The organism is Aliikangiella maris (genome assembly GCF_040719265.1).
Taxonomy (GTDB): domain Bacteria; phylum Pseudomonadota; class Gammaproteobacteria; order Enterobacterales; family Kangiellaceae; genus Aliikangiella; species Aliikangiella maris.
In genome coordinates, this window is sequence record NZ_JBFDAH010000014.1 from 49,886 (window position 1) to 74,928 (window position 25,043).

Here is a 25,043-nt window from a genome sequence, read left to right on the forward strand (position 1 = left end):
TGAATTTATTAATTCATCGTGTTTACTGCTTGAAATAATTTATTTGATTAATGGACTACTCCGGATCGGTCATCAGTCCAATCGACTCAATGCCCGCCTCGGTTTGTAATAAAACCATCAGTTGAACAACTTTATCGTATGCAACCGTTTTATCGCCATTAATCATAATTTGTGTATTTGGATTAACTTTGCGATGAGCAATAACCAGTTCTACCAGTTGGTGTGCTTCTAGCGCCTGATCAGCACTATCACCAACCGATAAATAATAATTACCACTAGCATCAATACTTGCAATAAGTGGAGGCTCTTGATCGGCAGGTATTGGTTCTGCCGCTGCTTCAGGTAGATCGACTTTAACGCCCGCAGTGATTAACGGTGCAGTAATCATAAAAATAACAAGCAACACCAGCATGACATCGATATATGGCACAACATTTATTTCTGCCATAGGACGACGTTTATTTTTGCGTATAATCGGTGAGCTGTTCATATTTTCATTTCACTCGGCATTGAGTTCATCTTGTAATTTGTTAATTTGTTATTTAACTAGTCGCGCAAAATTTCGTCAAAACATTAAAATTGACAATACCCAGTTAATAAAAGGTTTACCATTAAGCCGTCGCGCTGCTATGGGCTTTACGATGTAAAATACCAGAAAACTCTTCTACAAAATTTTCATATTGTGTTTCGATTCGCTGTACCTGATGAGTAAACCGGTTGTAGGCAATTACTGCGGGAATTGCCGCAAATAACCCCATTGCTGTCGCAATTAATGCTTCAGCAATACCTGGCGCAACCATCGATAAGGTCGCCTGTTTCACTGAACCTAAAGCAATAAATGAATTCATAATGCCCCAAACAGTACCAAATAATCCAACATAGGGCGTCGTTGAACCGACCGTTGCTAAAAAAGATAAATTGACTTCAACTTTATCAATTTCTCTCGAGTAAGCTACCCGCATGGCACGATGCGTACCATCCATCACAGCCTGAGCCGAGGTGCCCGCCTGTTTGCGCAGTCGCGCGAACTCACGGTAGCCAGCCAGAAAAATGAGCTCCATACCTTTTGGGTGTGTCTGATGGCTGGTTAAATCATTGTAAAGTTTGTTCAAGTCAATTCCAGACCAAAAACGCTCTTCAAACTTACTACCAAGTGACATCGCCGATTTTAAACTGCGACTACGCTCAATAATCATTCCCCAAGAAATGATGGATAACAGCAATAAACCAATCATGACAATTTGTACAACGACACTGGCTTGCAAAAACAGATTTAGAATTGACATATCAGCTGACACGCTGCAGCTCCTCTTTAACTTCTGCCGGTAAACGACAGGGGGTAAACGAATCCAGATTCAGAGAGACGATTTGGACATTAGCTCGACAAAGTATATTTTCCCGATCATTTTCGCGGAATAATTGTTGTTCAGTAATAAAACTAGCCCCTTTTGATTTCGAAATGACGCTTATAACAGCCAGCCGCTCATTGAGCCTGGCAGGTTTAATGAAATCAATATCGATATGACCAACCGCAAACACAGTATTACGCCGCATTAATAACGCCTGATCAATTCCTAAATGGTTAAACCACTCAGTTCTGGCACGCTCAAAATACTTTAAATAGTTGGCATGATAAACCACACCACCCGCGTCAGTATCTTCAAAATAGACCCTTACAGGCCAAATAAATTCAGTCGACATTTAAGATATCGGTTTTGTCTTTCTTATTTAAGGACAGAACTATAACTAAATAGCCACAAAAATTTAACCACAATCGGAAAAATTCTTACAATTTTGAGTAATTTCTCAGGAAATGATGTTAAGCAATTGAAAATTATTTAATTTTTAGTATTTTGAACAGTATAATAATTAACTACATTCTCCTAGCCGATAGTTAATTTCCAATGCATAATTTCATTCAATTGATATTTTCTATCGGGTTCTTGAAGTTCGAATCCAAAACTTTGATAGATTTTAATTGCACTGGCAAATTGCGGGACAGTCTCTAAAACAAGTTGCTTCATGCCTTTTGATTGTGCACTTAAAACCAGCTTTTTCAATAATCGTTGGCCAATAGACATTCCCCGGAATGAAGGTTTGACAAAGAGACGCTTTATTTCACCAGCCTCATTGCCAACAGGCTTAAGTGCAATACACCCTGCAACCAGCGATGTATTGAATAGCTTCTCTTGATACTCATTTTTGGGTAAAACGGATGGTAGTTTCGGCGAACTGGATAAATCATGATTTGACTGTTCTTGCGAAATGGCCAGCCATATCTCACCCATAGGAAAGTGATAATAGTCAGCTAAGTTGTTCAATTCATGGGTAAAATTCTGAAAACATTGACAAGCGTTAACAGAACTTTCATAAGCTTTGAATATTTCGCGAGCAGCATCAAGTTGCGTATCACTAAGCGCAGATATGAATTTAATTGGTTGTGATTCCATAAATCACTCTTTTTGCGGAGTAAACTATCAATAAATCCCTCCACAGTGCAGAGGGATTTATTGATTATCGATAATTGATTTTCAATAACTGCTTAATTAATCATCATTTGCATTATAGCAAAGTATATAAGATAGTTAGTCTTCCTTTTCTAGACGCTTGATTTCATCGATATGCTGAATTTGATAAGGTGGGATCGCTTTACCTTTATTATCACCTTGTAAATAGAAACTCATCCAGCGCATCAGTCTCATAGAATAATCAAGCTGCGCAGCAACTCGCCGATTACCATGAGGTTCATTTGGATAAAGCACCAGTCTAACAGGTGTATCGGTACGAGTTTTTATATACCGATAAAGCTCCATCGATTGGCTAGGATGAACTCGCGTATCTTTTTCGCCATGCAAAATCAGTAATGGGGTTTTGGCTTTATCGGTATGAAAAATCGGGCTTCGCTCAAGCATCCATTGCCATCTTTCCCAAGGATAATTCCGCGCGTGTACATCGTGCATCTCTTGTGGAATGTCTGTTGTTCCAAATTTAGATAACTGGTTAGCAATTCCCACAAACATCACGCTGGCAGCAAAGTGCTCACTTAATGCTGTCGCTCCCCATGCCGATGCATATCCACCATATGAACCGCCCGTAATGCCCACGCGCTTTTTATCAACCAGTCCTATGTCTGACAAATGAGTAATCGCATCAACTAAATCATTAAATTCTGCACCGGCATAATCGGCTTGTCCCAGTTTTGAAAATTCGACACCACGACCAGTACTTCCTCGATAATTCGGTAAAAATACAGCAAACCCTTGCTCTGCGGCATACTTTACCGGATAACTGTAACGATCTAGCCAAGCATCGCTAATATGACTTTCCGGACCACCATGTACCATCATAATCAATGGATAGCGTTTTTTCTTTTTGTAATTTAATGGATAAATTAATACACCTTGCAAATCGAGACCATCTCGCGCTTTATAAGTAATAGTTTGCTGTTCGGGTAACTTGATTTTACTTAATTGTGGATTAGTTACTGTCAAACGAGAATTTTTACCACTGGAAAGTTCAAAAACTTCAGCTGGATATTTATCACTACTCCCAACCCCGATTAATGCTTTTCCCGACGAATCACTATCAAGCGAAGTAATGACCACCTCTCCTGCTGGCACTTTGGTTTTAATGTTACCGCTATCAATATTAACAACCGCAACTTCGCTTTGTGTACCAACATGGCCTAAATAAGCCAGTTCAAAATCAGATAACCACTGCACCCCTTTTACATGCCCCATATAGTTTTTAACGGGCTCAGAAATACGTCCTGACTTTACATCTCCAACAAAGAGTCGACCTGCCGCAGGATCGTTTTTATCAACCGCACCAATAAAGGCAACATACTTGCCATCTTTGGACCATTGAGCAGCCCCCAGTTTGCCAGTTGATTTAAAATGTACTTTTTGTTTGCCCGCTAAATCGAAAATTTTATATTGTGACTTGGTATATTGATCATCAATCAAGGAAGAAGGCGCTACCTGAAGCAATAACTGATCTTTTTTGGGATGAAATTCAGCGGAAATAACATGCCAATCTAGTAAAATTTTTTCATGCTGTTTTTCCAAGTTGGTTAAATCAACTTGATAAATCAAGGTATTTTCGACCGACTCTTCATATATTTTTGCATTAAAACCTTTTTCTTTAAGTTTTTTATCATGCTTATCTTTTTTCTTCTTTGCCAAATAAACCAGCTTCTGATCGCTATGGTTTAGTGTGTAAGCATTAATATCAGCATTTGTTGATACAATTTTTTCAGACTCACCACCATCAACGGCAATTCGATATACCGATTTATATTTATCATCATTGCGTTTTGCCAGATAGTAAATAAAGTGACTTTTTTTATCCCATTGAATAGCCGAAACATTCACTTTTCCAGTGATAAACTGACGCGATTCACCTTGCTGATTGACCACATGGAGTTCAGCATATCGACCACCATCTTTAGCTTTATAAACTTCTCGAGGAATATTGAGCGTGTAAGCAATATACTTTCCATCAGGTGATATTGTACTTTGCCCAACTGATTTTATTTGAACCGTTTGCGCTAAAGTTAATGTTCGACTTTCCTCTGCAAATAAGTTAAACCCTGTAATATAAATAACAAAAGCAAACAGGCTGATTGTTGTTTTTTTCATGACACCCCCGAAATTTTTTATCTTTTTACAAAAATATATTTTGATAACGCAGTCCGTGTAAATTTTGATTACCAATATTGAAATAATTTTTAAAATCTGTTTTTCCTAATTCAACTGATTAATCATTTCAACAGATAAATTAATTCTATATTGGTTATTTATACATCATTAGGTAACACATTCTTAATTAGGTTATATATTGCGCCAATCTTGGCATAATATTATTTTCTAATCGCGTGATTCCCTGGATTACTAATACACTTAGGTAATAATAACTTGGTGTTGATTACAACTTAGGCTTTTTTAATCTCTTTTTTAAGTGGTTAATACGGTCTAAGCGTTTAAGATTTCGTGCTAACTTGAATAGCTTTGCAAAAGCCTATACGCAGCATTTTTTAATCAACCGCTATTCCACTTGGCAACATTAATAACCTCATCAAAACTAGAATACTAAGCAACACCGATATTCGATTACCAAAAGCAATATAACAAATTAAAGCAGTCATTGTCAGACTTTGATCGATTCATGCTTATAAAAACATCCATTCTGTTAGATAATTCATTATAAGGAATAGGGATAACTGACATCATACATTTTTTACTGAGATAAATACTAGCACAATTGGTTTAGACGACAGGCATAAACCGTGTTTTTAGTTTATAACTATCTTTAAGCTGACAAGATAGATAGAATATGACAACAGCAATATACAATTGAAATATGGATATAAAATAATTCGTAAAAAATATACTTCCATCAAAGTTAAATTTGCTGATTAATGATAAATTAAGTTGTTACAAGTTATCTGGCGAGTACTAAATGTCAAATTTTAATCAGAAAGAAATTGAAATCTGTTTTAATCATCCCTCTATTAAAAATGCTTTTAATGGACTCTACGAATGTTTGGGACTGATTACTGCGGTGGCTACCAGCCCCGAAGAAATACCACCCGCGGAATGGATGGACCGAATTCGCCAAGACCCGACGTTACCGCCCGAATTTGAATCAAAAGAGCAAATTAAAACCTTTAGCAGCAATCTCGTCGGTTGGTGGAATGATTGTTTGACTATTTTTGACCATGGGCAAAAAATCACCTTACCTGACAAATTAGCGTTAACCGCAACCAGTAAGGCCAATAAAGCACTGAAAGAATTTTGTCGGGGTTATCTGGCTGGCAACACTTGGCTTTCACAGGTTTGGCAAAAATACTTACCCGATGACGATTCACACGCCAGCAGGAGTTTGTCTGTTTTAAATATTATTCTGGCTCGCTTTATCGATGAAAAAGCCTTAGCTGATAATGAGCCAATTCTTTACAATCAATTGCCTGACATTAAAGAGTGTTTTAAATCGCTGCCTACACTGATATCTGCGGTAGGTATGCTTGGAAAAGATCTCTCTCAAGCTTCTGACGACAATCTAAATTCAGATAGCAACCTGAGCACTACTGACAATGCGGCCCAAATCAAACCAACCCAACACTTGCCAATTAAAAGTGCCAGTCGCAGTGTTGGGCGAAATAGCTTGTGTCCTTGTGGGAGTGGTAAAAAATTTAAGAAGTGCTGTTTACATTAGATTTAACCGTTTCAATTTCAATAGCAACCTAAATAATTGCTACGGTTTAAATTGAAAATCTTAGCACCTTGAAAAGGTTAACGATTATTCTAAACTTATTTCTATTGAGCAGATATCTAAAATAGGCATTTATCACATACCTTTATTAGACAATTTAATTTATAGTTGAGACAATTGAGTACTGGGTTAAAAAACAATAAAGCAAACTAGGTAGTTGCCATAAAAATAATATTGGCATAAAAATAATAAACATAAGGTATAAAATCCGATGCAATACGGCAAACTACTGATTCTGATATCACTGTCAATATTCGCTTTAACCGCTTGTCAACAATCCTCAGATTCGCTTGGTAAAACAGGTGAGAAACAGCCAACAAGTGTTAACGCGACACCTAAAGTTAAACAAAACAGTTCGGAGACATCTGACATGCAACCCGTGCTTAACCTGCAAGGAACCGTAAAATATTTTTCTCACGAAGGTGGATTTTTTGGCATTATCACCCAAGATGGCGAAAAATTATTACCAATCAATCTTGCCGAAGAATTTAAACAAGATAATGCCCATATTCAATTTAATGGCGAAAAAGCAACAGACGTTATGACTGTCTATCAGTGGGGCACACCATTTAGAGTAAACAAGGCAAAATTAATCGAAGCAGGCACTCCCCCTAAAAAAGCTCAATAGCGCATAATGATTAAAATTTATCTGAGATTAGTCAAATAAATCCCCTGCGACGGGTTTAATACCGAAATGCTGATACGCCAGTTTCGTGGCAACTCGTCCACGTGGCGTACGATGAATAAACCCTTGTTGAATAAGAAATGGTTCCAGCACATCATCAATAGTGTCGCGTTCTTCACTAATTGCTGCGGCCAGTGAATCAAGCCCAACCGGCCCACCATCAAATTTCTCAATGATTGCCAGTAGTAACTTGCGATCCATATTGTCAAAACCATGATTATCAACATCAAGCAAGTTGAGGGCTAAGTCAGCTATTTGCTGGGAAATAACGCCATCAGACTTTACTTCAGCATAATCTCTAACCCTGCGTAATAAACGATTAGCAATACGCGGTGTACCTCGCGAGCGACGAGCGATTTCACGAGCGCCTGCCGAATCAATAATCAACCCAATAATATTGGCCGACCTTTCCACAATTGCGGTTAAATCATCAATATCATAAAACTCTAAACGCTGCACGATACCAAATCGATCGCGTAAGGGAGAGGTCAACAACCCTGCTCGTGTGGTTGCACCAACCAAAGTAAAGGGAGGCAAATCCAGTTTAATCGAACGAGCTGCCGGACCTTCGCCGATCATAATATCAAGTTGATAATCCTCCATCGCGGGATAGAGAATTTCCTCAACCATTGGACTTAAGCGATGAATTTCATCAATAAATAAGACATCGTTTTCTTCAAGATTGGTTAATAAAGCAGCTAAGTCACCGGCTTTTTCCAGCACGGGTCCCGATGTATGACGAATATTAACTGCCATTTCATTAGCGATGATATTTGCTAAAGTGGTTTTACCTAAACCTGGCGGTCCAAATATTAGCGTATGATCTAATGCATCTTGGCGTTGGCGTGCAGCCTGAAACGCAATATCCATCTGCTCTCTGACTTTTGCCTGACCTACATAGTCAGAGAGTTTTTTGGGGCGAATTGCGCGATCAACCTGCTCTTCGGTCCCCTGGCTGCTTGCACTTATTATTCGGTCAGTTTCAATCATGTTAAAAAGTAAATTGTAATATCTAGTTATTTAAGTAGTATTTTAGCGCAAAGTTTAACTCATCTACCAGTAATGTTTAATCGACCAGCCCATTTCTGAACTGATCGATATCGCTGGTAGTCTATATACAGATAGATTAAACAATAATGCGTATAAACCTTTATTGCATCACAAACTGCATGGTATATCGCACATTAAACTCTTCTTTAGCTGGAAATTTCCACTGCTTAAGTGCCGCAAATGCAGCCTCGTCAAAGACACCAGCCGGAACCGACTGAAGCACCTTTAAATCATAGGGATTGCCATCGTGATCGATACTGTATTCAAATTGAACATACCCTTCAATATTATTTTCAGCTGCACTTCTCGGATAGCTGGGGTTAACGATATTAACCGGAATAATATGACTATCTTCGACCTCAGCTATCGAAAAGCCGCTGACACAGGTTAACGTCACAGCACCGAATAATAAGCCCAAAACGGTGTGCCGAGTTTTAGTTGATTTACTTTTTAACATATTTAATCGCTCCTTTAACAATGATTGATTTTTCCAGTGGCTAATTAACGGATGTGTATGAGAACCACTGATTGCATTCACCAAAGCACGGCCATAATAACCCGCTTCAGTTAATCCAATTTTTTGCATGACACGATAGTCACAAGCAACTTCCTGAGCTGCTTCAAATTGTTTTTCCCCCCAATAGACCAATGGATTAAACCAAAAGAGAATCTTGATGATCATTTTCAGCAAATTCCAACGGAGATCGCCGTGACGAATATGCATCAATTCATGACTTAATATAATTCGCTGCTGTTTGGGGCTATATTCACTAAAATTTTTTGGCAAAATGAGATAGGTGTTAATTATTCCGACTACGGCAGGCATACTGAGTAAATGGCTATGTACAATTTTAAGTGACTTGAGTCGAGTTTTTGAATGTTTATTCGTTGTTAGCTTACTTTTATGTTGATCAGAAAAGTCTTCATTATCAGACAATATTTCCACTGCAACTTTTTCGACTAAGGTACTAACAGCCGTATTTGATAAATTTGAGAACGAGCGCTTTAATACATCATATCGAAAAACAAATAAACTAAACGTAATTGCCGCACCGGCACTCCAAATTAGTACCCACCATTCTACAAAAAATGAAACAGTATTCGATTGATTGATAGAAAAACCTTCTTGTTGAAGCGACAGTTGTGCCCAAAAGGTCATCATTGATTCATTCAGTGGCGCACTATGCCAAATCCCCCAATGAGCGGGAACACATAAATAAACTGGAATCACCCACCAGACTTGATATGCAACTTTAGGCGTTAACCAACGAGCAATAGCCTTGCGAAAAATCCCCAAAAGTAATATTAATAAACTTAAACCAAGACCTTTCATCATTATAAAAGCAAGTAGCGGTGTCACTATTTTTTCTCCTCAGTCCGTTCAACGGCAATGCCAAGCAATTGTTGAATTACCCATTACTTCTCAAGTTTTTTTAATAATGCTTTTAATTCTTGAATATCTTTATCGGATAACTGCTCATGTTTAGCAAAAGCGGCAACCAAATTGGTTACGCTACCACCAAAGACTCTTTGCAAAAAACCTGTTGTTGCCGACTGAATGTATGCGTCCTGCTGTAATACCGGAAAATAATGATAAATTCGTCCTTGCTTTTTAAAACCAATTGCTTCTTTTTTAAGCAACCGATTGATCAAAGTTTTTATCGTTTTATCTTGCCAATTTAACTCAGCATCGATTTTATCGATAATTTCAAGAGCGGTCAGCGGCGATGATTGCCACAAAATATCCATAATTACTTTTTCTGAATCACTGATTTTATTCATAACTTACTGTCTGATTTGGGTTAATATTTATGCTAAAAATAATTTTACTCATCATGCTAGCTATCTCTAAAAAAGGCCTTTTTACAGCGAAAGCTTCTCAACGCTTCACAATACAGCATTAGATAATAGCGCTTCTTTTCTAATTACACTTGTAATCTAAAACCAAGGATTACACATGTAATCATTAAAAGCAAGAGGAAAATGAAAATAAATAAAATATGACAGGCGTCAAATTTAACTAAATGCTATTCGACTCATTTTACTATCTGTTATATATTTAAAGGGTCACTGGTAATTTAATTTGGGAAGCGTTATGGAATATCTATATGTGTTAATTACGGCTGCGGTAGCAGGCTTTATCGGCTTTTTAATTGGCCGAAATATTTCTGGCTCTGTTCAGGAAAAAAGCCGTTTAGAAAATTCACTAAAAGAAAAACAGGATGAACTCGATGCATTCCGTAATAAAGTTACCAACCACTTTGAAAAAACGGCTGATCTGTTTAATCAGGTTTCTGACAGTTATCAATCGCTATATGATCACATAGCCAAAAGCTCGAACCAATTATGTGCTTCTTCAACTTTTCAACTGCTACCGCAAAATGCGAAAGAACAGCAAAAAGTTAGTGCAGAAAGTTTACCACCTACGCCAAACCCAGTTCATGAGCAAAACACAGCATCTAATCAGTTATTTGATTCTAACCGGATGTATAATGCTCACGAATACCGCAATCAACCAAAAGAAGAAGATGAATCCGCCGAAGAAACATTGGATACATCAAAAGTTGTTGATATTGGTTCTGCCAAAGAGGACAAAAAGGATCCCGCAGGTCCTGCACTAGATTATGCCGTCAAAGCAAAAGGGGTTATTAACCATAATAGTCTGAACGACGAAAACGTCAAAAATCAATCTTAAGCCTCAATTATGGCTGATTATCGACTAACAGAGCATTTATCCACGAATTTGATATCATCTTGAATAGTAGTCACGGCCGTTGTGCTTGCTAACGTTGTGCTAGCTAATGTTGCAGTGACTTGTATCGTAATGGCTACTATCTTACTGACGGCTCTAACATTTGGCACAAGCTAACAAATATTTATTCTCGCGACTCTTCACTTAGTTGCTTGTGGGCTATTCGCATCAACTCTATTTATCATCTATCTACATTTATCACCTATCTATCAGGCTGTTACTTTTGACTATACCGATTTATTAACGCTGGTCTACCTAAAATAAATCAATAAATAATTCAATCACCCAACAAAATTGTTAACACCTTCAATTTAAGAATATTCTTTTGCAGTGTTCATTTGAAGATTATGCTAGAATTTGCCGGCCTATAATCGGTTTTTGAGCCAATATAACCCAGACAAATTCGGCATTTGAATTTGAATTATCAAGAGACTATTTAATGAAAAAACTCATCATCATCATTTTGGCGTTGGTTTTAATTACGCCATTTTTAATCGGCTTAAAAGTGGAAACTGAATACCGTATATTGATTGATAACATGAATGCCGATCCCACTTACCACATTGAAATTACAGCATTCAACAAAGGCTGGTTAACTTCTGATGCGAAAGTGAAGATAACACCCGTTTTACCATTTAATGAACAAGAGCAATCACCATTTGAATTGCAATTAATTCAAAACCTGCAACATGGCCCACTGCTGTGGCGGACAAATGGTTTAGGTTTTGGGTTAGTCGATAGCTCAATAAGCTTTGAATTCCCAGCAGACATTCAGCAGCAATTAAATAAAGTCAATACCTCTAACAAAGAGCCGTTATCAATTACTTCGCGTACCAGCTTTGATTTATCGAGTAAGATTCATCTAGAATTATTGCCTTTTAAAATTATTGATAACCAGTTTGAGGTTGAAGTTAAACAAGGTACAAGCTTACTGACAGTAACACCAGATGGTCAATTAAAAGGACAATCCTCTTGGGGCGGAATATCTTTAAAAGATGAGTTGAATCAACAAATTGCAATAGAGAAATCCTCAACTAATATTGATATGACACTAGTTACCGGAGAGATGTTCAGTCCGAATGCCATCTTTGCTGGAATGATGGACTTATCCATTGAGTCGATGGTGGCATCTGGCAATGATCCCACAGAAAAACTGACATTCAAGAATATGAAACTCAATGCGCAATCTGATGCCAATCTTGAAACTGTCGGATTTAAATTTGCACTTTCCAGTCAGTTAATCGAATCGGCTTTTCAAAAGTTTGAAGATTTTAATTTTAATTTTCAAATTGAAAATTTTGACACTAAGACCTCTCAAGCGATAAGTGAGCTACTCACCAAAGTTCAAGCTGGCACGGTCGATCCAATGCAATCTTCAGTACAGTTTCAAGACATGTTGCCTGCCTTAATCGCTAAAAATCCAATTATTAAAATTACTCAGCTTGGCGCAACAACGACTTCAGGCAAATTGAACAATCAATTACAAGTTCAGTTTGACCAGCAAATTTATGACGCCAATAACCCGATGACCATGATAACAGCTATTAATGCAACAGCCAGTGGTTATGCACCAGAAGTATTTTTTAATGAGCTAGGCATGGCTGCCAATATTGAGCAGTTGGTTTCGCAACAATATTTAAAGCGTGAAAATGATAACTTGACTTATCAATTCAGTTTTAAAAATGGACAAGCATTACTCAATAATCAACCAATACCTTTAGGTATGTTTTAGAGAATAAGTAACAATTTTAATACTACACATCAATATGATGATATTGAATGCGCACCATAACTAATGTTCACGCTTAAATATCATCGTATTGATAATTATGTTTTTTTCCTCAAAAGCAATCATTTTCGCCTTAAAACCTACCGGATGTTATCTAAAAACCATATTTTTCACCGCTTCTCACGGTAATAACGAAAGTAAACTTGCAGTAAAAGATAACAGTGCTTACCATTGGAATTGAATCGCCAATCCCCAGCAACAATTAAAAGAATACGGCTAAACGCTATGCAAATTATCAATAATCTCGTTTTTATTATTAAATCTATTTTTTGGGGTATATTCATTGGCGCATTAATTCTATTTTTTATGCCTGAGAGCAAACTCCCTTTTAACTGGCAATCAGTCCAGGGTATGTGGGATTTTTATCAACAACATCGCATCGAACTGCAGCATCAACAAGCCGATCCGCATTTGCAGGTTGAGGACATTTCTTTCGCCGATGCCGTTCAAAAAACGTATCCATCAGTTGTCAGCATCACGGTATTTCGACCAAAAAGAATTCGTGATAACTATCACTCAGACGCCAATTCTAAAATTCTCGATCTGGGTGTTGGTTTTGGCTCGGGTATTATTCTTGAAAACGGTTACATCGTCACCAACTATCATGTCATCATGAACTCAGATCAAATTAGTGCTAACTTTTATGATGGCAGACGCAGACTGGTTGACTTAGTTGGATTTGACAGGACCACCGATATTGCCATACTAAAAACGGATTTACCCGACTTAAAACCGGCTAAACTGGCTAATTCCGGCAATGTCCGTGTTGGCGATATTGTTATGGCGATCGGCAGCCCATTCGGTAGCAATCAGTCTGTTTCATTAGGTATCGTTAGTGCAATTACAGGTCTGCCTCAAATGAGAATTCAAACCGATGCTGCCATTAACAGTGGTAACTCAGGCGGTCCATTAATTAATTCACATGGCGAAATCATCGGAATAAATCAGGTTTCAGTTAACTCTCGTGGTGGTGGACAAACCGGAATTAACTATGCCATTCCGATTGATAAAATCAAAGATATTGTCAATGGCATCATTCTCGATGGACGTTATAAACGCAACTGGCTGGGAATTACAGCAGGAGAATTAACTGATTTAGAAAGAAGTAAATATTTTCCAGAAGTTGAAGAAGGTAAAGGCGTTTTCGTCAATAAAATTGAATTAAATAGTCCTGCAGATAAAGCTGGCATCCGTTATACCGACTTAATCATTGAATATAACGGTGAAATTATCAATAGCCTAAATGATTTTTACGACCTGTTCTATCGAACGCCGATTGGTGCAACCGTTGAGTTTGTAATCATTAGAGATGGTAAAAAGTTTGCCGTTCCTGTTAAGCTCGAAGAAATGCAAGATACCTGACAATACCGCTCAAATCGCCTGTCTATCAGGCGATTCGTTTGATTGAAGCTTTCATTAGTTGGAGCTTCTCTTCGATACACTCATATCCACGATCGATATGGTAAATTCGATCGACCAAAGTGTCACCTTTTGCCACCAGACCTGCTAATACCAGACTGGCAGATGCTCGTAAATCAGTCGCCATAACCTGAGCTGCTCTAATCTCACTTACTCCACGACAAATTGCCGAATTACCTTGAATAGTAATATCCGCACCCATACGCTTCATTTCGCTTACATGCATAAATCGATTTTCAAATATAGTTTCGGTAATAATGCCAGTCCCTTCAGCAATGACATTCATTGCCGTAAATTGGGCCTGCATATCGGTTGGAAATCCAGGATACGGCGCAGTCGTTACATTTACCGCTTTCGGACGCTTTCCGTGCATATTCAGTTCAATCCAGTCTGGACCAGTATTAATTTCAGCCCCCGCCTCCTGCAACTTCAATATTACGGCTTCAAGTATTTCGGGATTGGTGTCCTTCAAACGAACTTTTCCGCCGGTGATAGCTGCCGCCACCAGATAAGTCCCGGTTTCAATTCGATCAGGTAAAACCTGGTGTTGACACCCGTATAATTTATCAACACCTTCAATCGTAATAATATCTGTACCAGCACCAGAGATTTTTGCCCCCATGGCAATTAAACAATTCGCTAAATCCACTACTTCAGGCTCACGTGCCGCATTTTCGATAATGCTGGTTCCTTTAGCTAAAGTGGCAGCCATCAGAATATTTTCGGTACCAGTAACGCTCACCGTGTCCATAAAAATTCTCGCCCCTTTAAGACCTTCGGGGGCTCGCGCTCTGACATAACCGTCAACAACATCAATATCGGCCCCCATGGCGCGCATTCCTTTGATATGTAAATCAACAGGTCGTGAGCCAATAGCACACCCACCGGGCAAAGAAACATCGGCGCGTCCAAACCGGGCCAATAATGGTCCCAATACTAGAATTGATGCACGCATTGTCTTGACTAATTCATACGGGGCTTCAAATGAATGAATTGTGCTGGTATCTACCTGCACAGTCATTTTTTCATCTAAAGTCATTGAGTTGCCTAAAATGCCCAATAATTCCAAGGTTGTTGTGACATCATTCAAGTGCGGAACATTACTGATAGATGTTGTCCCTTCGGCCAGTAAAGTTGACATTAAAATCGGCAGTGCTGCATTTTTAGCACCAGAGATCCGGATGCAACCGTCTAATTTACTACCGCCGGTAATTTGTAATTTATCCATCAGGACTCCAAATATTAGTTAATAGTCTGCTGTCTTACACTATCTCATGATGTATTCATGATGATTCCAGTCACAAATTTTTAGCCCGATTTGAGCAGTTTAGACTACTCATCAGGTTACATAATCTGCGTTGGCAAATGGCAACTGATCATCTAAATCAACCGATCTTTATTAATGAAAAATTCAATCAATCAGTCAGACAATTTGCCGATAATGGCTAATTTTTTGCCAAATATCAACTGGTTATCAATATAGTGTAGCGCTTAATGCAATAAATTCAGATTAATTTGCTTCTGCTGGGGTCAGTGTTTTGATAGACAGCGCATGTAAATTGCCAGATGCAATCTCGGGTTGAACAGTTGCGTAGACCATTTGTTGTCTTGCCACGGGACGTTTTCCTGCGAACTCCTCAGAAATAACAATCGCTTCAAAGTGATGGCCATCTCCTCTGACTTCAACTGATTGCGTATTTAATCCAGCTTCAATTAAGTTTTTAATCTCTAATTCTGTCATTTTAAGGCTCAAAAAAAGGTTAATTATGCAAATGCGGCGATTGTACATCGAAACTACCCAGATGTATAAGCAGACGAGCAATAAATTTTTGTGCTAGGTTAACTAAAAACAGTAATACTTTTGCCCTAACTTCCGTATAATGTCTCGCCTTTACCCATGCAAGGACAAAATTGGCGAATAATTAATAACAACCACACGCCAGTTTCTTAATGGATTGAAACAAATTTAAACTTGCGAATTAGGCGATTAGCTCTCAAGATCTAGGCTGGTTACGCTATTTTCAGGAATTACTAGGTTTACATCACACAAATGCTGATTTATTTTGCAATGGTCATATCAGGCATCTCTTTACTCGTCTGGAGTGCCGATCGTTTTACCGATGGCGCAGCAGCAATTGCGCGTAATCTGGGGATCTCTCCATTGATTGTTGGTTTGACCATTGTTGCCATGGGATCTTCCGCGCCCGAAGTAATCGTTTCCCTTAATGCCGCAATGAATAACACACCCGGACTGGCTATCGGTAACGCCATTGGTTCTAATATTGCCAATGTAGGTATGGTATTAGGCATTGCGGCACTTGTGACCCCTCTTAATGTCCACTCTAAAATGCTCAAAAGAGAAATTCCAGTGTTGTTTGGAGTCATGTTGCTCGCTTTTATCTTAATGCTCGATTACGAACTTTCACTGACAGATGGCTTAATTTTGTTGATCAGCCTTGGCGCATATATTTCATGGTTAACCCATTCGGCCTTAAAAAATCGCAATCAAAGTGATTTAATGCTTGAAGAACTCATCGAAGAACTTCCCGAGCAAATGCCAACTTGGCGTGCGGTTTTCTGGGTGGTACTGGGCCTGATCTTATTACAGCTCAGTTCAAAGTTGCTGGTAAATGGTGCAACAGCCATCGCCCACGATTACGGTGTTAGTGACTTTTTAATTGGTGTGACTATTGTGGCCGTTGGTACCAGTCTACCAGAACTGGCCGCATCAATTACTGGCGTATTGAAAGGTGAACATGAATTAGCCATCGGTAATGTGGTCGGATCTAATATTTTTAATTTGCTTGCTGTGCTTGGTGTCCCGGCTTTAATAGTTTCCGTCGATGTCGATAAGAGTATTTTAGTGTTTGATTACGCTTTTATGGTTGGAATCATTATTGCCGTCTGTTTTATGGCTTGGGGAAAAAAAGGTCAACCAGGGAAGATCAATCGTATAGAAGGCGGTATATTACTTTCTTGCTTTATTGGCTATCAGGTCTACCAGTTTGCCATGGCTTCACAAGCATAACTGCTTTCATAGCCAACCTTCATATTTAAAAGCTGACAAATAAAGAGCTTTAGGCAAAGCCAGTACCAAATATTAATAGCTAACACAAAAATTATCAGCGTCTAACTGATTTAACTTGTCTAAACTTGTTTTTTCGAATTAGGTTAATCCACTTTATTTAGCACTCACCTCGAATTCCAACTAGAGAATAACTCACTCTAATAATGAGCATTAGTAAAAACTGGCGAAAAAACGGTATACTCTAGCTTGTGACTCGTGACAACTTGAGTACAACTTACAAGGTTGTCTGCTTTTAGCCAATTACTAGCCAACAACGGTTAATTAAAGAGTCTTAGTGCTGAGTAAAATTTTTAGGAAATTTATGTCTAACCTAAAACCTGACTTGAAACAATTCATCGAACGCGGCCGCCAAGTGGTTGAAATAGAAATAAATGCGGTACAAGCTCTGGCGGGCAAAATCAATGATAACTTCGCCCAAGCTTGTGAATTATTGCTCACCTGTGAGGGGCGCGTGGTGGTTATCGGTATGGGTAAATCAGGTCATATTGGTAGCAAAATTGCTGCCACACTTGCCAGTACTGGCAGTCCCGCATTTTTTGTGCACCCTGGCGAAGCCAGTCATGGTGACTTAGGGATGATAACCCCTAAAGATGTTGTGTTAGCATTATCTAATTCAGGAGAGACCAGCGAATTAATCAGCATTTTGCCTGTTATTAAGCGTTTGAATGTTCCCTTGATCAGTATGACAGGTAAAACTGACTCAACCCTCGCTCGCTTCGCAACGGTTAATCTCGACACCTCAGTAGAAAAAGAAGCTTGCCCTCTAAATTTGGCTCCAACAGCATCAACTACAGTTTCTCTGGTAATGGGTGATGCACTGGCTGTAGCACTGCTGCAAGCTAGAGGCTTTACCGAAGATGACTTTGCATTATCTCACCCAGGCGGTAGTTTAGGCAGGCGCTTATTACTCAAAGTTGACGACATAATGCACAAAGGCGATCGCATACCACTGGTACAACAAAACACAGGCATAGACAAGGCACTTGTTGAAATGACCGCTAAGCGTCTTGGAATGACTTGTATTATTGATAAAAATGGCAAGCTTGCAGGAATATACACCGATGGTGATCTACGCCGCACATTGGCAAGTAATATTGATTTTAGAAATACGCCCATTAGTCAGGTGATGACGCCTGGCGGCAAAACCATCAAAGCCAATCGGCTGGCTGCTGAAGCGCTGCAAATTATGCAACAAAATGCAATTAATGCTTTAGTTGTTACCGATAATGAAAACAAGCCTGTCGGCGCGTTAAATATGCACGACTTATTAATTGCCGGAGTTGTTTGATTAATGAATTATTCAAATGATATTTTAGCTAAAGCAGAAAAAATAAAACTCTTAATTTGTGATGTTGATGGCGTGTTAAGTGATGGAAAAGTATACTTTACCGATAGTGGTCTGGAATTAAAAAACTTTAACATTAAAGACGGACTTGGCATCAAGTTACTACAAGCCGAAGCAATTAACGTCGCTATTATTACCGGAAGGCAGTCAGACATTGTTACTAAGCGCGCCAAAGAACTGGGAATCCAATTACTTTTTCAGGGACAAAAAGATAAACGTGCAGCATTTCACGACATTCTTTCACAACTTGACTTAAAGCCAGAACAAGCCGCACACATTGGCGATGATTTACCTGATTTACCCTTAATGAAACGCTCTGGATTGGGTATAGCGGTAGCCGATGCCTATCCTTTTGTAAAACAGCATGCCGACTGGATTACCGAACAAGCTGGTGGACAAGGTGCAGTAAGAAATGCCGCTGATTTGATTTTATTTGCGCAAAATAAGCTCAAATCAATTTGTCACAGTTTCCTGCAATAGTTTCTTAAAATAAAATTACTGATAATGAGACGAAAAACAAAAATTATTATCGGCAGCCCTATTGTTATTGCGGTGTTAGCGCTTATCTACTGGCAAAACAATACGCCATCAACTATGAATCAATCAACTATTGCAACACCGCAGTCAGATTACTATTTTAAAAATATAAAGATTCGCCAATTTAACTCTGAGGGCAATCTTGAAAATCAATTGAATGCACAACTGATGGAACACTTTGCCAGCAAAAATTTGTCCATTATGGAAACCGCTAATATTATTTTTTATCCGCAGGAAAAAACGAATAATGCTCAACAGTTGACACAAAATACATGGCAAGTCAGTGCAGCCAAAGGTGAGTTTGATCATTTAAGGAATCAATTAACACTTGATAAAAAAATCATTATGAGGGAAATAGTCCAAACCCAACCCCCTCAAAAAAGTCAACCGGAAATATCTATCGATACTTCTCACTTGAACGTTGATTTAAACCGCCAAATTGCAGAAAATCAAGTTGCTGTAACGATTAAAAATGAGCATAGCTTAACCAGTGCAATTGGCATGCAAATAGACTTTAAGCGTAGTCAGCTAAAATTAAAATCACAGGTTTCAGGTGAGATATACACAAATGACTAAAAATAAACTGATTGTATTGATTTTTGCTATTAATCTAATGCTATCATCAGCGATTCTCGCCCAAACAAATACTTGGCATTTTAAAAGTGATGAAACCCAGACAGATCTCAAAAACAATACAACAATCTATTTAGGTAACGTTGTTATTTTTGATAATTTTAGAAAGTTATCTGGTGATAAAATACTCTTAAAATCAACACCACAATCAAAAGATAAACAAACATATTCTGAATTTGAAATTTTTGGTTCACCGGCTCACATTGAACAAAAAGATAGCTTATCGCAATCAATAGAGCAATTATCTGCGACCAGTATTCGTTACAATATTAACGAAAATAAAATTACCGCTAAAGAAAATATTCATTTGATAAAACATCAATCTGCTCAACAGTCATTTGAAGTGAAAGGAAACATACTGACAATTTTGCAGCAACCGACTTATCAATTAAATGTTACCGGAAATCCATTAACCTTGAATATTGCCCAAATTGATGGCGAGCCCATTGTAATTACTGCCGACCATTTAACTTATTCCGAAGCAAATAATCTGATTAAATTAAATGGCAATATTGTTATGCTGCGCGATAACGCAAAAGCCAGCGCACACCAGTTAAGCTACAACTTACAAACACAAATTTTGCAAATGTCAAAATTTCCTGATAAACAAATTGAAATTATTCAATCTACACAAAATTAATTACTTGATAAAAAATGAGCCAATTGAAAGCGAAAAATCTCGCTAAAGTTTATGCAAAAAGAAAAGTAGTATCTGACGTATCTTTGACGGTAAACACTGGCGAAGTCGTCGGTTTACTCGGGCCTAATGGTGCAGGAAAAACCACTTCATTTTATATGATAGTCGGTTTAGTTCAGGCAGATGGTGGTAAAATTTTTTTAGATGCACAAGAAATAACCCACATGGCAATGCATGAACGGGCTTGTTTAGGTATCGGCTATTTACCTCAAGAAGCCTCAGTATTTCGTAAGTTAACAGTTGAACAAAACTTATTGGCTATTCTTGAACTTGATACTCGATTATCACCTTCACAACGCCTTCAAAAAATGCAAAATTTACTCGAAGAGTTTCAAATCACGCATATTAGCAAAAGTCTTGGCATGGCTTTATCGGGTGGTGAAAGAAGACGCGTTGAAATTGCCAGAGCGCTGGCTAATGAACCCCGTTTTATTTTACTTGACGAACCTTTTGCCGGAGTTGATCCCATCTCTGTAGGTGAAATAAAAGCTATAATTCAACAACTAAAAACCCGTGGACTTGGCGTTCTAATTACCGATCACCATGTGCGTGAAACACTTGATGTTTGTCAGCGAGCATACATTGTCGATTCGGGCAAACTATTGGCCCACGGAACACCCAATGAGATTTTAACAAACCCTCAGGTTAAAGCAGTCTATTTAGGTGATAACTTTACCATTTAATAGAACTAATTCAATTTAAAATCACTCATCTATACAAAACAATATAACACCAAAAAGATCATAAACAGTCAGCAATTTTATGGTTTTGATAGCGATCATGTTTAAATTTTAATCGGTATTAGAATAAAATATAATTTTCTTATAATTAACACTTGAAACTGAGATTAAACAGCTTCATATTAAACTCATAAGCACAGTCTTTCTTGAATATTTTCCAATCAAATTTAAGAATAACTGCTATAGTTAAAGGTACTAAGAGGCACTAGTTATCGTCTCTGGAAAATAATATTAATGAAACAATCTTTACAGCTTAAAATCGGTCAATCACTTACCATGACCCCCCAGTTGCAGCAAGCAATTAAATTGTTGCAACTTTCAAGTCTTGACCTGCAAAGTGAAATTCAGGAAACCCTTGATTCCAATCCATTACTGGAAGCTGAAGCTAATGAAGATGGCCAGCTTAACCAGACAGAGTCACTCGATAATCAAAGCGAACAACGCACTGATAACAATGACGAATCAGACACTAGTGAGAAATTGCAAGATAATCAGTTAAGTGATGAATTAAGTACCGATTCGCAATGGGAAGATTGGGGATATGTTTCACAAGGCCCCTCCTCTAACAGCCATAATGATGAATACACTGAATATCAGGGAGAAACATCTGAATCATTGAGAGATCAATTACAATGGCAGATCGATATGATGAATATTTCTGATATTGATCGCACTATTGCCACTATTTTGATTGACGCAATCGATGAGCGGGGTTTTGTTCAAGCAGACATTAATGATGTGGTTGAAATGTTTGTTGACGAAATTGATGATCCGGAAAACTGCATCGAAGTCGAAGAAGTTGAAGCGGTTTTACATTTATTACAAAGTTTTGAACCTGCCGGTATTGCTGCAAGAAACATCCAGGAATGCTTATTGATTCAGCTTAAAAGAATTAAAGAGCAAACGAGCATTACTGAACTGGCTCAATTAATAATTCAACAGCAGTTTGATGAGCTATCTAGCCGCAATTATCGACAAATCACCCGCCAATTAGGCATTAACGAAAACCAGTTGAAAGAAGCGCTGGTGGTGATTCAATCACTCGATCCCCGTCCCGGTAATCAAATTAATCAAAATACCGCACAATATATTACACCTGATGTTTTTGTTTCAAAAGACACTAAAGGAATCTGGTGCGTAGAGTTGAATAATGGGTGCACGCCCAAATTAAAAATCAATAATGACTATGCTGCACTAATCAAACGTGCAGATAACAGCGCAGATAATGTATTTTTAAAAAATAATTTGCAGGAAGCCAAATGGTTTATTAAAAGTCTGCAAAGTCGTAACGAAACCTTGTTAAAAGTGGCGGCTTGTATAGTCAACAAACAAGTTGGCTTTTTAGAATACGGCGAAGAAGCAATGAAACCATTGGTACTAAATGATATTGCAGAAGAAGTTGAAATGCATGAGTCAACCATTTCTCGCGTGACAACACAAAAATATATGTGGACACCTCGAGGAATTTTTGAATTAAAATATTTTTTCTCAAGCCATGTTGGAACAACAACTGGCGGTGAAGCATCTTCTACAGCAATTCGCGCAGTACTTAAGAAACTGATCAGCGCGGAAAATCAGGCAAAACCCCTGAGCGACAGTAAACTTGCAAACTTATTAAAAGATCAAGGCATCAAGGTTGCTAGACGCACGGTTGCCAAATATCGTGAAGCGATGTCAATTCCTCCTTCAAATGAGAGGAAAAAATTGATCTAAGACATTAAGAACCATGTCGGATGACAGTAATCTGAACATACGGCATTTATCTTAATTTTCCATCAACTAAAGAAGGAATACTACTATGCAAATAAACTTAACTGGCCATCATTTAGATATTACTGATTCATTAAGAAACTATGTTTTTGAAAAGTTTGAAAAAATTGGCCGCCACTTTGATCACATCAACAATGTCCATGTAATCTTGCAAGTAGAAAAGTTACGACAAATTGCTGAGGCCAAACTCAATGTAAATGGTGGTGAAATATTCGCCAACAGTGAGTCAGAAGATATGTATGCGGCAATCGATAATCTGGTCGACAAACTTGATCGTCAGGTCATAAAACACAAAGAAAAGCTCATTCGCCATTAATGTCCTAGTCAAGTCATCAAAATGACACAAATTTTTATAAAAAAGGACTAAAAGTATTAGGGCTGATTGTGATAAAGTTAACAGTCAGCTCTAGTAGAATAAAACACAAACAACATCTCATGAATATCAACCAACTTCTTACGCCGGAAGCCACATTTTGTAGTCTCAAGCTATCGAGTAAGAAAAAAATACTTGAAAAAGTCAGTGAAACATTGGCGCAATCAATTGACTGCCCTGTCGAAGATATTTTTGAAAGCCTATTCACTCGTGAAAAACTAGGTTCAACCGCTTTAGGACATGGTATCGCCATTCCTCACGGTCGGGTTAAGGCCTGTCAAAAAGCAACAGCTGTCTTTATTTTGCTTGATGAGCCAGTCGATTATGACGCACCAGACAATCAACCTGTTGATATCATTTTTGCCATTATGGTGCCAGAACAAGCCGACAACGAACAATTACGCAGTCTTGCCGAAATTGCAAAAATATTATCTGACTCAACTCTGGTTTCACAAATTCGCCACGCACACTGCCGAGAAGCATTAATTGAAATATTAGTTAAAGCGTCAGAAACAATTCACTAAATCAATATATTATGGTTAGATACGATTGTACGCGTTTTAACCAAAACTATCTAAAGCAAACTAACTAGACAGGCTCATTGGAATATGAAAAGAGTTATCGTAAGCGGTCGGTCAGGTTCAGGCAAAACAGTTGCGCTTCGCGCACTTGAAGATCAAGGCTTTTACTGTGTCGACAATATCCCCGTTAAATTGATTCCGGCGTTGCTCGAACAAATCGATGAACATTATCCGGGGTTAGCAATTGGCATAGATTCTCGCAATGTATCGCATACGGTCGATGAGTTTGACCGACTAATTCAACAAATTGAAGCCAGTCAATACTCTTTAGATGTTGTTTTTATAGATGCCAACGACACCACCTTACTTAAGCGCTTTAGTGAAACCAGACGTCGCCACCCCTTAACCGCAGAGGGCTTGTCATTATCAGAAGCCATACAACGCGAAAAAGAACGTCTCGAGCCAATTACTCGCTATGCCCAACTGATTATTGACACTACATCCAAATCACCACATGAATTATGTGAAGTGATCGTTAAGCGGGTACTCGGCACCAATTCAAAACATATCAGTCTTCAAATACAATCCTTTGGCTTTAAGAACGGACCACCTAATGATGCCGACTTTGTATTTGATGCGCGCTGTTTACCGAATCCGCATTGGGATGAAAATCTGCGTCCATTTACCGGGCAAGATCAACCGGTGATCGAATTTTTAGAGCAACAGCCTGATGTTCAAGAGTTCTATTGGCAAATAAAAGTCTTTTTACAAACCTGGATTCCCAGATTTGAAGAAGGCAACCGAACTTATTTAACTATTGCTATTGGCTGCACCGGAGGACAACATCGCTCGGTTTATCTAGCGGAGCGACTGGCTGAAAACTTTAAACCGCTTTATCCTAATACTCAAATTCGCCATCGAGAAATTAAACAAATCGTTTAGTCTGCCAGTTATTTTTAATTCTCTGCGTAAAATTCCAGAAAAATTATTCGCAGAGTATGCTATTTTTTGCTACTAATTAAAAACAACGCATAAAAAAAATAATACCTAACCGCTATGGCAGAAATTACCTGCGAAGTGATCAATCAAAAAGGCATGCACGCCAGAGCCGCCGCCCGAATAGTTGCCGAAGTGGTTCAATACAGTAGTCATGCCATATTGCATCACAATGAGCGCAGTGCCCCAGGTGATAGTTTATTAAAGCTATTAACACTTAATGCCCCCAAAGGCTCACACATTCGAATTACCAGTGAAGGCCCTGACGCAACGCAATTATTGCAAGCATTGCAACGCCTGTTCGCACAAGGATTTGGTGAATAGCCTAAGGGAGCAACACAAAACGCACTATTTAAAAAGGAAACGCTTAAATGG

General features: G+C 38.4%; 26 protein-coding genes. 16 read left to right on the forward strand and 10 right to left on the reverse strand.

Annotated features, from left to right (window positions below; all coding sequences use genetic code 11):
• Positions 1 to 55 precede the first annotated feature (55 nt).
• The 5 genes from tolR to ABVT42_RS13585 all read right to left on the reverse strand — a co-directional run bounded on the left by tolR (position 56) and on the right by ABVT42_RS13585 (position 4,640).
• Positions 56 to 490: a protein TolR gene (gene tolR / locus ABVT42_RS13565; protein WP_353896361.1), complete on the reverse strand. Its 435-nt coding sequence runs from the start codon at positions 488 to 490 to the stop codon at positions 56 to 58.
• Positions 491 to 611: 121 nt separating this feature from the next.
• Complete coding sequence (gene tolQ, locus ABVT42_RS13570) at positions 612 to 1,298, reverse strand: protein TolQ (protein ID WP_353896362.1); 687 nt, start codon at positions 1,296 to 1,298, stop codon at positions 612 to 614.
• Positions 1,288 to 1,701: a YbgC/FadM family acyl-CoA thioesterase gene (locus ABVT42_RS13575; RefSeq protein WP_353896363.1), complete on the reverse strand. Its 414-nt coding sequence runs from the start codon at positions 1,699 to 1,701 to the stop codon at positions 1,288 to 1,290. The genes tolQ and ABVT42_RS13575 overlap by 11 nt, the downstream gene beginning before the upstream one ends.
• 182 nt (positions 1,702 to 1,883) lie before the next feature.
• Entirely contained in the window at positions 1,884 to 2,450 is a 567-nt protein-coding gene (locus tag ABVT42_RS13580) for a GNAT family N-acetyltransferase (protein WP_353896364.1), read from the reverse strand.
• A 135-nt stretch (positions 2,451 to 2,585) separates the two neighbouring features.
• On the reverse strand, positions 2,586 to 4,640 hold the full coding sequence (locus tag ABVT42_RS13585; protein ID WP_353896365.1) for an alpha/beta hydrolase family protein: 2,055 nt from the start codon (positions 4,638 to 4,640) through the stop codon (positions 2,586 to 2,588).
• Positions 4,641 to 5,460: 820 nt separating this feature from the next.
• On the opposite strand from ABVT42_RS13585, the gene ABVT42_RS13590 reads away from it, so the two are divergent.
• Positions 5,461 to 6,216: a UPF0149 family protein gene (locus ABVT42_RS13590; protein WP_353896366.1), complete on the forward strand. Its 756-nt coding sequence runs from the start codon at positions 5,461 to 5,463 to the stop codon at positions 6,214 to 6,216.
• Positions 6,217 to 6,484: 268 nt separating this feature from the next.
• Positions 6,485 to 6,901 (forward strand): hypothetical protein, encoded by a 417-nt coding sequence (locus tag ABVT42_RS13595; RefSeq protein WP_353896367.1) that lies wholly within the window; start codon positions 6,485 to 6,487, stop codon positions 6,899 to 6,901.
• A 27-nt stretch (positions 6,902 to 6,928) separates the two neighbouring features.
• Here ABVT42_RS13595 and ruvB read toward each other — a convergent pair whose 3' ends face one another.
• The 3 genes from ruvB to ABVT42_RS13610 form a co-directional block, all read right to left on the reverse strand.
• Complete coding sequence (gene ruvB, locus ABVT42_RS13600) at positions 6,929 to 7,948, reverse strand: Holliday junction branch migration DNA helicase RuvB (RefSeq protein ID WP_353896368.1); 1,020 nt, start codon at positions 7,946 to 7,948, stop codon at positions 6,929 to 6,931.
• A gap of 160 nt (positions 7,949 to 8,108) precedes the next feature.
• Positions 8,109 to 9,368, reverse strand: a complete 1,260-nt coding sequence (locus ABVT42_RS13605) for a M56 family metallopeptidase (protein WP_353896369.1) — start codon at positions 9,366 to 9,368, stop codon at positions 8,109 to 8,111.
• 56 nt (positions 9,369 to 9,424) lie between these two features.
• Positions 9,425 to 9,790: a BlaI/MecI/CopY family transcriptional regulator gene (locus ABVT42_RS13610; protein WP_353896370.1), complete on the reverse strand. Its 366-nt coding sequence runs from the start codon at positions 9,788 to 9,790 to the stop codon at positions 9,425 to 9,427.
• Between the two features lie 313 nt (positions 9,791 to 10,103).
• On the opposite strand from ABVT42_RS13610, the gene ABVT42_RS13615 reads away from it, so the two are divergent.
• The 3 genes from ABVT42_RS13615 (at position 10,104) to ABVT42_RS13625 (ending at position 13,911) form a co-directional block, all read left to right on the forward strand.
• A complete protein-coding gene (locus ABVT42_RS13615) occupies positions 10,104 to 10,703 on the forward strand; it encodes a Z-ring associated ZapG family protein (RefSeq protein ID WP_353896371.1) in 600 nt (199 codons plus the stop codon).
• Between the two features lie 496 nt (positions 10,704 to 11,199).
• The gene (locus ABVT42_RS13620; RefSeq protein ID WP_353896372.1) at positions 11,200 to 12,492 is read left to right on the forward strand and encodes a DUF945 family protein; all 1,293 of its coding nucleotides are present in this window, start codon (positions 11,200 to 11,202) and stop codon (positions 12,490 to 12,492) included.
• Between the two features lie 282 nt (positions 12,493 to 12,774).
• Positions 12,775 to 13,911, forward strand: a complete 1,137-nt coding sequence (locus ABVT42_RS13625; protein ID WP_353896373.1) for a S1C family serine protease — start codon at positions 12,775 to 12,777, stop codon at positions 13,909 to 13,911.
• Positions 13,912 to 13,936: 25 nt separating this feature from the next.
• On the opposite strand, the gene murA is transcribed toward ABVT42_RS13625, so the two are convergent.
• On the reverse strand, positions 13,937 to 15,196 hold the full coding sequence (gene murA, locus ABVT42_RS13630) for a UDP-N-acetylglucosamine 1-carboxyvinyltransferase (RefSeq protein WP_353896374.1): 1,260 nt from the start codon (positions 15,194 to 15,196) through the stop codon (positions 13,937 to 13,939).
• Between the two features lie 282 nt (positions 15,197 to 15,478).
• Positions 15,479 to 15,709 carry a BolA family protein gene (locus ABVT42_RS13635; protein WP_353896375.1) on the reverse strand — a complete coding sequence of 77 codons (231 nt, stop codon included), beginning with the start codon at positions 15,707 to 15,709 and terminating at the stop codon, positions 15,479 to 15,481.
• 309 nt (positions 15,710 to 16,018) lie between these two features.
• Between ABVT42_RS13635 and ABVT42_RS13640 the strand changes: the two genes are divergently transcribed.
• The 11 genes from ABVT42_RS13640 to ABVT42_RS13690 all read left to right on the forward strand — a co-directional run bounded on the left by ABVT42_RS13640 (position 16,019) and on the right by ABVT42_RS13690 (position 24,992).
• A complete protein-coding gene (locus tag ABVT42_RS13640) occupies positions 16,019 to 16,996 on the forward strand; it encodes a calcium/sodium antiporter (RefSeq protein WP_353896376.1) in 978 nt (325 codons plus the stop codon).
• Positions 16,997 to 17,357: 361 nt separating this feature from the next.
• Positions 17,358 to 18,344 (forward strand): KpsF/GutQ family sugar-phosphate isomerase, encoded by a 987-nt coding sequence (locus tag ABVT42_RS13645; protein ID WP_353896377.1) that lies wholly within the window; start codon positions 17,358 to 17,360, stop codon positions 18,342 to 18,344.
• A 3-nt stretch (positions 18,345 to 18,347) separates the two neighbouring features.
• Positions 18,348 to 18,881, forward strand: a complete 534-nt coding sequence (gene kdsC, locus ABVT42_RS13650; protein ID WP_353896378.1) for a 3-deoxy-manno-octulosonate-8-phosphatase KdsC — start codon at positions 18,348 to 18,350, stop codon at positions 18,879 to 18,881.
• Positions 18,882 to 18,905: 24 nt separating this feature from the next.
• A complete protein-coding gene (gene lptC / locus ABVT42_RS13655; protein WP_353896379.1) occupies positions 18,906 to 19,514 on the forward strand; it encodes an LPS export ABC transporter periplasmic protein LptC in 609 nt (202 codons plus the stop codon).
• Positions 19,507 to 20,211: an LptA/OstA family protein gene (locus ABVT42_RS13660; RefSeq protein WP_353896380.1), complete on the forward strand. Its 705-nt coding sequence runs from the start codon at positions 19,507 to 19,509 to the stop codon at positions 20,209 to 20,211. The genes lptC and ABVT42_RS13660 overlap by 8 nt, the downstream gene beginning before the upstream one ends.
• Positions 20,212 to 20,225: 14 nt before the next feature.
• On the forward strand, positions 20,226 to 20,951 hold the full coding sequence (gene lptB / locus ABVT42_RS13665; protein ID WP_353896381.1) for an LPS export ABC transporter ATP-binding protein: 726 nt from the start codon (positions 20,226 to 20,228) through the stop codon (positions 20,949 to 20,951).
• 291 nt (positions 20,952 to 21,242) lie between these two features.
• A complete protein-coding gene (locus ABVT42_RS13670; protein ID WP_353896382.1) occupies positions 21,243 to 22,721 on the forward strand; it encodes an RNA polymerase factor sigma-54 in 1,479 nt (492 codons plus the stop codon).
• An 85-nt stretch (positions 22,722 to 22,806) separates the two neighbouring features.
• Positions 22,807 to 23,094 (forward strand): ribosome hibernation promoting factor, encoded by a 288-nt coding sequence (hpf, locus tag ABVT42_RS13675; RefSeq protein WP_353896383.1) that lies wholly within the window; start codon positions 22,807 to 22,809, stop codon positions 23,092 to 23,094.
• A gap of 119 nt (positions 23,095 to 23,213) precedes the next feature.
• Positions 23,214 to 23,675: a PTS sugar transporter subunit IIA gene (locus tag ABVT42_RS13680; RefSeq protein ID WP_353896384.1), complete on the forward strand. Its 462-nt coding sequence runs from the start codon at positions 23,214 to 23,216 to the stop codon at positions 23,673 to 23,675.
• 84 nt (positions 23,676 to 23,759) lie between these two features.
• On the forward strand, positions 23,760 to 24,614 hold the full coding sequence (gene rapZ, locus ABVT42_RS13685; protein WP_353896385.1) for an RNase adapter RapZ: 855 nt from the start codon (positions 23,760 to 23,762) through the stop codon (positions 24,612 to 24,614).
• Between the two features lie 114 nt (positions 24,615 to 24,728).
• Positions 24,729 to 24,992, forward strand: a complete 264-nt coding sequence (locus tag ABVT42_RS13690; RefSeq protein WP_353896386.1) for an HPr family phosphocarrier protein — start codon at positions 24,729 to 24,731, stop codon at positions 24,990 to 24,992.
• Positions 24,993 to 25,043 lie beyond the last annotated feature (51 nt).

Bases quoted from the DNA above. Each gene is read 5' to 3' on its own strand.
- tolR (WP_353896361.1), bottom strand. From the start codon at position 490: ATGAACAGCTCACCGATTATACGCAAAAATAAACGTCGTCCTATGGCA.
- ABVT42_RS13575 (WP_353896363.1), bottom strand. From the start codon at position 1,701: ATGTCGACTGAATTTATTTGGCCTGTAAGGGTCTATTTTGAAGATACT.
- ABVT42_RS13580 (WP_353896364.1), bottom strand. From the start codon at position 2,450: ATGGAATCACAACCAATTAAATTCATATCTGCGCTTAGTGATACGCAA.
- ABVT42_RS13585 (WP_353896365.1), bottom strand. From the start codon at position 4,640: ATGAAAAAAACAACAATCAGCCTGTTTGCTTTTGTTATTTATATTACA.
- ABVT42_RS13590 (WP_353896366.1), top strand. From the start codon at position 5,461: ATGTCAAATTTTAATCAGAAAGAAATTGAAATCTGTTTTAATCATCCC.
- ABVT42_RS13595 (WP_353896367.1), top strand. From the start codon at position 6,485: ATGCAATACGGCAAACTACTGATTCTGATATCACTGTCAATATTCGCT.
- ruvB (WP_353896368.1), bottom strand. From the start codon at position 7,948: ATGATTGAAACTGACCGAATAATAAGTGCAAGCAGCCAGGGGACCGAA.
- ABVT42_RS13610 (WP_353896370.1), bottom strand. From the start codon at position 9,790: ATGAATAAAATCAGTGATTCAGAAAAAGTAATTATGGATATTTTGTGG.
- ABVT42_RS13615 (WP_353896371.1), top strand. From the start codon at position 10,104: ATGGAATATCTATATGTGTTAATTACGGCTGCGGTAGCAGGCTTTATC.
- ABVT42_RS13620 (WP_353896372.1), top strand. From the start codon at position 11,200: ATGAAAAAACTCATCATCATCATTTTGGCGTTGGTTTTAATTACGCCA.
- ABVT42_RS13625 (WP_353896373.1), top strand. From the start codon at position 12,775: ATGCAAATTATCAATAATCTCGTTTTTATTATTAAATCTATTTTTTGG.
- murA (WP_353896374.1), bottom strand. From the start codon at position 15,196: ATGGATAAATTACAAATTACCGGCGGTAGTAAATTAGACGGTTGCATC.
- ABVT42_RS13635 (WP_353896375.1), bottom strand. From the start codon at position 15,709: ATGACAGAATTAGAGATTAAAAACTTAATTGAAGCTGGATTAAATACG.
- ABVT42_RS13640 (WP_353896376.1), top strand. From the start codon at position 16,019: ATGCTGATTTATTTTGCAATGGTCATATCAGGCATCTCTTTACTCGTC.
- ABVT42_RS13645 (WP_353896377.1), top strand. From the start codon at position 17,358: ATGTCTAACCTAAAACCTGACTTGAAACAATTCATCGAACGCGGCCGC.
- kdsC (WP_353896378.1), top strand. From the start codon at position 18,348: ATGAATTATTCAAATGATATTTTAGCTAAAGCAGAAAAAATAAAACTC.
- lptC (WP_353896379.1), top strand. From the start codon at position 18,906: ATGAGACGAAAAACAAAAATTATTATCGGCAGCCCTATTGTTATTGCG.
- ABVT42_RS13660 (WP_353896380.1), top strand. From the start codon at position 19,507: ATGACTAAAAATAAACTGATTGTATTGATTTTTGCTATTAATCTAATG.
- lptB (WP_353896381.1), top strand. From the start codon at position 20,226: ATGAGCCAATTGAAAGCGAAAAATCTCGCTAAAGTTTATGCAAAAAGA.
- ABVT42_RS13670 (WP_353896382.1), top strand. From the start codon at position 21,243: ATGAAACAATCTTTACAGCTTAAAATCGGTCAATCACTTACCATGACC.
- hpf (WP_353896383.1), top strand. From the start codon at position 22,807: ATGCAAATAAACTTAACTGGCCATCATTTAGATATTACTGATTCATTA.
- ABVT42_RS13680 (WP_353896384.1), top strand. From the start codon at position 23,214: ATGAATATCAACCAACTTCTTACGCCGGAAGCCACATTTTGTAGTCTC.
- rapZ (WP_353896385.1), top strand. From the start codon at position 23,760: ATGAAAAGAGTTATCGTAAGCGGTCGGTCAGGTTCAGGCAAAACAGTT.
- ABVT42_RS13690 (WP_353896386.1), top strand. From the start codon at position 24,729: ATGGCAGAAATTACCTGCGAAGTGATCAATCAAAAAGGCATGCACGCC.